Below are 8904 nucleotides of genomic sequence, written 5' to 3'. Positions count from 1 at the left end.
GCTTCGAATTTTGGTGCGGATGGGGCTGGTTCTGTGGCATGGACTTACCACCTTAATTTACTGGCATCCGCCGGCGTTGATTCCGGGCTAAAATCGGATGGGCAGGTGATTCACCTTTACAACATCAACGGCGAGGTTATCGGTTCAACCTCGGCAACGGCAGCTGGCGTGACTGGGGCGAATACAGTCTTTTCATTGGGAGTTAATTCTAGTACTGGCTTAGTGACACTTACTCAACAAAGGGAAATTGATCACGATTTACCGGGTACAAACGCTAATTTTGCTGCCCAGCAAATATGGTTAAATAATGGACTGGTTGGATTGTTAGCTACGGCCATCATCACTGATGGCGATGGTGATACTCATACAGATTCTAAGCTACTGGATTTGGGAGGTAACATTGGTTTTGATGATGACGGCCCAGTAGCTTTTGATAATCTAACGAATGTGAATGAGGCAAGTTTTGTTAATGGTAATGTAATTTCAAATCCTAGTCCGAATGGGCAAGTCGATTCTTATGGTGCTGATGGTGGGACCGATCCGAAAGTAGTTTCCCTGGAACATAATGGAGTTACTTATTTAGCCGAGAATGCTGCTATTGATGCCAATGGTCATCGTTTTGTTCTTATTGAAGATACACAATTCCACGGAACGCTAAGATTCGATTTTACTAGTGGTGATTACAGTTATACATCCTATGAAACATTGGAAGATAGTACAGAACAATTTGTTTACACTATTCGTGATGGCGATGGTGATTATAGTTCGGCTAATTTAATTATTAATACTCATGACACGTCGCCTCCTGTGCTTATAGTAGGTACAAATACTAATGATACAGGGAATAGTCTACCCAATTACGAAGTGGGTAGTGGGCAAGGTACAATATCTGGTGATGGAAGAGCCGACATTTTAGTGGGAGATGTTGGCGGTGTAGAAGTTGTAGGTAAGGTAGCCAATTTAGCGTTTATTCTTGATACATCCGGCAGTATGGGTGAAATTTTTGGCAATAATCAATCCCGTTTAACTGTCATGAAAAATTTAGTATCTAATTTGTTAAACCAATTATCAGATACAGAAAATGCTACGATTAATGTTCATTTAACCTCTTTTAGCACCTTTGTAAATAATCAAGGAACTTTTAACATTAGTACGGCTGCTGGTTTAGCAGGAGCTCTTAATTTTATTGCGGGTTTACAAGCAACAGGAGGTACCAACTACGAAGCGGCTTTGGGAGCAACCCATCAGTGGTTTGACACCTCCGCAGGCGCTGCGGATATTCAACAAACTATATTTTTAACTGATGGTTTACCTACATTCTATATGGATGGAGACTCCACAAATTATACGAGTCAAAATTCTGTTATGGGCCATGGTTCTTTAACAGAAGAAGTTCTTATTAGAAATTTATATGGTACTGAAACAGGTGGTGCAACAACACGCGATTTTAATAATCTAATCTCAGAATCTAACTCACGGGATCTTGATGGTACACAGCAATATCGAGTCGATAACGATAGTGATGGCGATTTTGAAACATTGGCTGTTAGTAGTACTACTGCTACTGGTGGTGGCTCTAATGACTATGTAAGAAGTATTGCTGATACCTTTAGTGAAGTAGATGCGTTACAAAGTCATGGAATATTACGTGCGGTATCGATTGATAATGCAGCGGCTACCAGTTACCTGAATGATATTGACAGCACAGGAATAGCTTTTAATGCTAATTCACCCGCAATATTAAATGACATTTTAGCGCAATTAAATCCATTTATTACCTTAAATGCGGCTGGTAGTGACCATATTGTAGGTTATGGTGATAATGATCTTATTTATGGTGACACACTTTATACGGATAAACTTGCAGCAGATAAAGGGCTTGATTTACCACTAGGCTCAGGTTGGGCAGTTTTTAATGAATTAGAAAACAATGCACAATATAACTGGACCCGCGCTGATACTCTGGATTATATCAATAATCATGCCCATGAATTGGCTCAGGAAACCGTGTTAGCAAATGGTAATACAAGATCTGGAGGCCATGATACTCTCGAAGGTGGCTCCGGAAATGACCGAATTTTCGGGCAAGAAGGAAACGATACCATTAACGCCGGTAAAGGTGCTGATATTGTTGATGGGGGGTCAGGCAATAATGTGATCGATCTTGGATTTGATACCGATCAGGATACTTTATTACTTAATCTTGAAACATTAAAAGGCAATAATACTATCCATAATTTCAATCCGACGCAGGATGTGCTTAAATTTGAAAGTGTAATCAATGTTGAGAATGTGAATGATCTGGACAATTTGCTGGATCAACAAACTCCGTTTTCTAATAGTAATAATGGACAAGATTTGAATGTGAATTTTGCTAATGGTGCGACGCTTACTTTTGTTGGGCTTAATGTGGATGCCACGACAGTTCATTCGATACAGGACATTACCCCTCAAATTCCCGTGGTTGTAGTCAATGAAATGGGCGTGTAAGTGAACAGGGAGTTTGAATAGACCTACCTGGTTTGCTCCTTTTCGGGGTTAGATCAGGACGTGGAAAGGCTATTTATAAAATAACTATTGCTTCAAAACAGTTGATGTTAATAGAAGTTTGGATTAGCTTATTAATCTTTAGAGAATGTTGCTAGCAGGGAAGGATGGATGAATGAGGTATTGCTTACTGGTATTGGCTATTGTTGCAACCTCTCCATTAAGAGCGGACACATTAAATGAAGCAGTGCAGCACGGGATGATTTCTAACCCTGATGTTCTATATAACACGGCGAAGCAGTTATCCGCGCGTCAAGGGATAGATAAGGCTCGAGGAGGCTGGTGGCCGACTATCGATGCGAATGCGGGCTTTGGTCGAGAAAGGAGTGATAACCCGACGACAGAAGCGATTGATGGGCCTGGTATCAGGATATTGAATCGTACGGAATCCTACATTGAGTTAAAGCAAAATCTGTTTGCTGGCGGCGGTATAGTTAATGAAGTCAAACGAACGAAGAGTTTGTATCAAGCGCAGGAATTGAAAACGCAAGGCGTGGCGGAAGATTTAGCGCTAGAAATCATAAATCGCTATTTACTGGTGATTCTCCACGAAAAATTATATGGGTATGCAATCACCAACTATCATGCGCATCGTGCAGTTTTTGGCATGATAAAAGATCGGAGTGAAGCAGGCGTATCGCGCGAGGCAGAGGTAGACCAAGCCGATGCTCGCCTGGCTTTGGCGGAATCGAATAAAATCAGTGCGGAAGCGAACTTGCAGGAAGCACGGATTAATTACGCGAAGGTTGTAGGGAAGTGGCCAGGGAAATTGGTGTGGCCGCGTGTACCGACACACCAGGATTTGCCTCGTTCATTAGGTGAGGCAATAGAGCGAGGATTAGATAACCATCCAACTGTCCGTTCAACCTATGCGGATGTGAAAGAGGCGAAATCACAATATGATGTTGCGCGGGCAGCGTATTATCCGCGCGTTGATTTTGTATTGAGTGCGTCCCAAAACCGTAACCTGGATGGATTGATAGGGCCGAATAATGACCGAATGGCGATGATTCGGATGAATTATAATTTGTTTCGTGGCGGTTCAGATGATGCCAATGTACGGCAGACGGCCTATGAGGTTCAAGAAGCCTATGAATTGAAGAATAAGGCTTTGATCGATATGAAGGAGTCTGTGCGGTTGTCCTGGAATGCGTGGACAGCCTCCGGGTTGCGTTTAAATCCGCTACGGCGGCATGTTGTTGCTTCAAGAGAGACTCGCAGTGCTTATCAAGAACAGTTTAAGGTTGGCAAAAGAACACTGCTGGATTTGCTGGATTCTCAGAATGAGTACTATCAGTCACAAATAGAGTTGGCCCGTGGAATCAATGACGAGGTTTATAGTCGTTATCGGTTGCTCAATGGCATGGGTCGGTTGCTGTGTTATCTGCAGATGCGCTTACCGCAAAACGTCGTAAATAATGATGTTTTCAGTTCAGCCCAGACGCATATACTGTTGAACAAGGCGATGGATGAATTACCCTATCCGGATACAACGGACAGGTCTTTATATCTGGCGCAACCAGTAAAGAATATGGATACGACTCCCTTAACAAAAGCAATAATCGCAAAAAATACGACTCTACCGCCTGGTGTGACGCCAAGAATTTGGTATGTTTCTGCAGGACGTCTAAAGTTAAAAGCAGATGCTATTGCATTGAGAAACCGTTTACGCAATCTTGGATTTGCAGCATGCATTGAGTCACTGAGCAAATGTACAGATTGCTTTAATGTGGTGGTTGGTCCTTATGAGTACCGTGGCCATGCAGGGAATGGTATGGAGAGGCTGAAGGAAATAGCGCATGTACAAGGAATACTGGTTACTTACAGGCAAGAACCAAAATGTAGCTAATACCTTGGCTGGGCTGTTGTTTTTACTCTTTTTTCTTGCACCTCAGAATAGTTTTCCTAAATACAGTCATTCGGTTGCCTCTCATAAAGAGATTGTGATGAGGCAACAAGACTCTAAAGATCCCGCCAAACGCCGTTTTACAGCATGGAAACAACTAATAATTAATTATCGTAGCCAGTCTTTAAATAATAAGCTGAAAGCGGTGAATGATTTTTTTAATCAATTTACCTTTGAACAAGATAAGAGTTATCAAGGAACTACTGATTATTGGAAAACTCCCGATGAATTTATTGCAGATGGTGGTGGGGATTGTGAGGATTTCTCTATTGCAAAATATTTTACACTACTTGCTTTAGGAGTTCCCATACAGACTTTACGTATTACCTATGTTAAATCTGTTGAGTTCAATCGAGCTCATATGGTTTTGGCTTATTATGCAAAGCCCGATTTGGAACCGTTAATACTTGATAATTTAACGGGAAAGATTTTACCCGCTTCAAAAAGGCCTGATTTAATCCCTGTTTATAGTTTTAACGGGGAAGGATTATGGTTGGCAAAACAACGCGGAAATGATAAGCCATTGGGTGATTCGGCTAGATTATCTAAATGGCGGGATCTGATAGAAAGAATGCAAAAAAAGGGTGATTAGCATGACATTAACCAAGAAGATGGCTTTGGGTGTGCTTAGTTTATTAATGTTAATTTTTATTGGCACCTATTTGATTACTTTAAATAATGAGCGTAATTATTTCATCCAACAGATGAATAGTAACGCACAAGATACTGCAACCTCTCTCGGTTTATCTTTATCTCAAGCTTTAAATAGTAAAGATAAAGCACTGATGCTTTCGATGGTTGAAGCGGTCTTTGATCGAGGGTATTTTGCTTTGATTGAAGTTCGCGATCTAAATGGCGAGTTATTGGTATCGCGTTATTCCTCTCCAAAAGAACAGGAAGTTCCTTCATGGTTTATTCAGCTGATTAAATGGCCAGCTTCTGTCCAATCCTCTGTTGTGATGCGCGGATGGAATCAGGTAGGGGAAGTTTTTGTAGCAAGTGATTGTAATTATGCCTTTAACGCGCTCTGGCATAATGCGGTGGAACTGGTTTATTGGTATCTTTTATTTGCACTGATTTCGCTGTTAATTGTTTATTTATTCATTCAATGGTTGCTGAAACCTTTAAAACGAGTGAGGGATCAGGCCAATGCCATTTGTGAAGGGGAATTTCCTATTGAAACTATTATCCCCAAAACACCGGAATTAAAAAAAGTTACTCTTGCTATGAATCAAATGGTGATGCGTATTAAGCGATTATTTCAAGAACAGATGCAACAATTGGAAATGTTACGCCATCAGTCTTTTCAAGACCCGTTAACTGATTTAGGTAATCGACGTTATTTTTTGCAACAAACAACGGCATTACTAAGTAATGAAGAAGAGTTTACACCAGGTTTTCTTGTAATCCTGGCCATTGATGGCTTAGAACCACTAAATAAAAAACAAGGGTATCAGGCAGGAGATAAAATTATTCAGGATGTAGCAAAGGCCTGTGTAAATTTTTGGCCCTCCGCAATGATTATCTGTATGGCAAGAATTAGTGGTAGTAACTTTGGTTTGCTTGTTAGAGAAAATGATCCAGATTTATTTATAAAGCGTTGTAATGAGTTTAATCTCAGTGTTCGTAAATTATTTAATAACAGTGTATGCAACGTATTTATTGCAGCTGCTTCTTACTCTTTGCATCAGTCTGTTAGCACGTTGCTTACTGAAACTGATTTGGTACTAAAAAAAGCAAGGGAAGAAGCTAAAGGGATAGCGTTTGATGCTAACATAGCTATACCCTATAAAATAAATCTTGATAGCAAGGGTATCATGGCTGCCATATCTGAAGGCAGAATATCTCTTTTTTCTCAATGGGTCACTTCTAGCAGAGAAAATTATCATCAGGAATTGTTTGTCCGCATTAATGAGCAGGGACAGCAGGTATTTGCTGGCTATTTCATACCCATCGCCGAAAAAGCAGGAATTGCTTATTTAATAGATCAGTTTGTTTTAACAAAAATTATTGCTGCCGATCTTTTAAGCCATACAAAAATTGCATTAAATTTGACTCAAGAGACAGTAACAAATGAAGATCATCGGACTGATTATATTAAAAAACTTGAAACTCTCTCAATTGAGTCACGTAGTAATCTCTTTATTGAATTTAATGAACAGTTTGTATTAGTACATTTTGAAAAAGTGATGTCTTTTGTAAAGCTGTTACAAAAATTACATATAAAAGTAGGTGTTGATCAAGCTGGAATTCATTTTTCGCCAATGCATTACCTAAGTGAGCTACCTATTACTTACCTAAAATTGCATGGTAGCTTAACCTATGACCTGGCCGAAAACCAAAACAAACAGTTTTTACTTCATTATTTCAATGAAATGGCTTGTACCTTAGATATTCAAGTTATTGCAACACAAATAGAAACAGAAACACAGTGGCAAGCAATAAACAATATACATCTAAAATGGGGCCAAGGATGTTATCTCAGCGATGTTGAACCCTTCTTAACCAAATAATTACAAATAAGATTTAAATAGTTTAAAAATTGCACTAATATTGAAGCTATACTTGTAAGATGAGATAAAGGTAAGTAGTACTGTACTTAATGCTAACTGGTTCATGACGACCCAGAAAAAATGTCCAGTTTTGGGGATGTTAGAGATGAGTAAAACGATACCTGGGATTGTTGATTCTCTTAACGGACTATTAATTAAAAGTAACGCGAGTGGCCAGCTATCCATCGCAAAGAATGGCACCCAAGTAATGAAAGGAGAGCAGCTATTCTTATTGAGCGGTGATGCACTTCTTCATGCCATTGAATTAGGGGATATTAAACTCGCAGTAAATACCCCTTTTAATTTGGATGGTATTTCTCCACTACTAAAAAATATTTCACAGAGCTCTCAAGAAGATATTGAAAATTTGCTACAAAAAGCAGTTGATAATGGCATTGATCCGGTAGCTTTACTTGAAACGCTTGAAGCAACTGCAGCAGGGGAAGGGCCTGTTTTAGGTAGTGGTGGCAGTATCTTTGTCTATGAGCCTTCCTACGGAATTGGAAGTGTGGCAGCTGGATTTGATACTTTTAGCGCCAATACCCAAGAGCCAAATGGAACAGAAATTCCAAATATTCTTTTACCCCCAGGCCAAAAAGCTATTCTAGCCGAAGTCGATGCCGCTGCGGGAAATATAACTCCCATTACAGGGATCAATGGTGTACCTCAGGTAGGCGGTGTTGCGACTGCTGCGGTCACCGAAGATGCGAATGTAATAAATGCCAATCTGGCCAGCGGCGGTACGTTGACCATTAATGATGTCGATGCCGGCCAATCCAGTTTTACCGCCCAGCCTTCTGTGGCAGGCACCTACGGGACCTTTACCCTGGCCGCCAATGGGGTGTGGACGTACACGGCGAACAATGCGCAAACGGCCATCCAGCAGTTAGGGGCTGGCCAAACATTAACGGATAGCTTTACTGCGACTTCAGCCGATGGCAGTGCCAGTCAAACGGTTACGGTGACGATTACCGGGACGAATGATATACCAGAGATCGGCGGTGTTGCGACTGCTGTGGTCACCGAAGATGTGAATGTTGCCAACAATAACCTGAGCAGCGGCGGTACCTTGACCATTGCCGATGTTGATGCCGGGCAATCCAGTTTTATCGCCCAGCCCTCTGTGGCAGGCACCTACGGGACCTTTACCCTGGCCGCCGATGGGGTGTGGACGTACACGGCGAACAATGCACAAACAGCCATCCAGCAGTTAGGGGCTGGCCAAACGTTGACTGATAGCTTTACTGCGACTTCTTTAGATGGCAGTGCCAGTCAAACGGTTACGGTGACGATTACCGGGACGAATGATATACCAGAGATCGGCGGTGTTGCGACTGCTGTGGTCACCGAAGATGTGAATGTTGCCAACAATAACCTGAGCAGCGGCGGTACCTTGACCATTGCCGATGTCGATGCCGGCCAATCCAGTTTTATCGCCCAGCCCTCTGTGGCAGGCACTTACGGTACCTTTACCCTGGCCACCAACGGGGTCTGGACGTACACGGCGAACAATGCACAAACAACCATCCAGCAGTTAGGGGCTGGCCAAACGCTGACCGATAGCTTTACTGCGACCTCAGCCGATGGCAGTGCCAGTCAAACGGTCACTGTGACCATCCAGGGTACCAATGATGTCCCGGTAATTGCCGGGGTGTCTACCGGGACAGTCACCGAAGATGCGAATGTAATAAATGCCAATCTGAGCAGCGGCGGTACCTTGACCATTGCCGATGTGGATGCCGGCCAATCCAGTTTCATCACCCAGCCTTCTGTGGCAGGCACCTACGGTACCTTTACCGTGGCTGCCAATGGGGTGTGGACGTACACGGCGAACAATGCACAAACAACCATCCAGCAGTTAGGGGCTGGCCAAACGCTGACCGATAGCTTTACTGCGAC

At 42.1% G+C, this 8904-nt stretch carries 5 protein-coding genes; all 5 read left to right on the top strand.

Features of this window, described 5'->3' with window-relative positions; all coding sequences use genetic code 11:
* On the top strand, nucleotides 1-2490 hold a 2490-nt coding region (locus ACN4Z1_RS11280), incomplete at its 5' end, for a DUF5801 repeats-in-toxin domain-containing protein (RefSeq protein ID WP_419423047.1).
* A 172-nt stretch (nucleotides 2491-2662) separates the two neighbouring features.
* Nucleotides 2663-4396, top strand: a complete 1734-nt coding sequence (locus tag ACN4Z1_RS11275; RefSeq protein WP_419413451.1) for a TolC family outer membrane protein — start codon at nucleotides 2663-2665, stop codon at nucleotides 4394-4396.
* On the top strand, nucleotides 4347-5045 hold the full coding sequence (locus ACN4Z1_RS11270; RefSeq protein WP_228364503.1) for a transglutaminase-like cysteine peptidase: 699 nt from the start codon (nucleotides 4347-4349) through the stop codon (nucleotides 5043-5045). Before ACN4Z1_RS11275 ends, ACN4Z1_RS11270 begins: the two co-directional genes overlap by 50 nt.
* Before the next feature lies 1 nt (nucleotide 5046).
* Complete coding sequence (locus tag ACN4Z1_RS11265; protein ID WP_228364505.1) at nucleotides 5047-6966, top strand: LapD/MoxY N-terminal periplasmic domain-containing protein; 1920 nt, start codon at nucleotides 5047-5049, stop codon at nucleotides 6964-6966.
* A 145-nt stretch (nucleotides 6967-7111) separates the two neighbouring features.
* Nucleotides 7112-8904 (top strand): VCBS domain-containing protein (locus ACN4Z1_RS11260; protein ID WP_419423046.1); only part of this gene is annotated, 1793 nt, incomplete at its 3' end.

This window comes from Legionella sp. ST3F1 (assembly GCF_048553315.1).
GTDB classification, from domain to species: domain Bacteria; phylum Pseudomonadota; class Gammaproteobacteria; order Legionellales; family Legionellaceae; genus Tatlockia; species Tatlockia donaldsonii.
Note: the sequence above shows the minus strand (reverse complement) of the source record. Positions and strands in the feature narration are given on the sequence as shown.

Coding starts and splice junctions, on each gene's coding strand:
- ACN4Z1_RS11275 (WP_419413451.1), top strand. CDS start 2,663: ATGAGGTATTGCTTACTGGTATTGGCTATTGTTGCAACCTCTCCATTA.
- ACN4Z1_RS11270 (WP_228364503.1), top strand. CDS start 4,347: ATGTACAAGGAATACTGGTTACTTACAGGCAAGAACCAAAATGTAGCT.
- ACN4Z1_RS11265 (WP_228364505.1), top strand. CDS start 5,047: ATGACATTAACCAAGAAGATGGCTTTGGGTGTGCTTAGTTTATTAATG.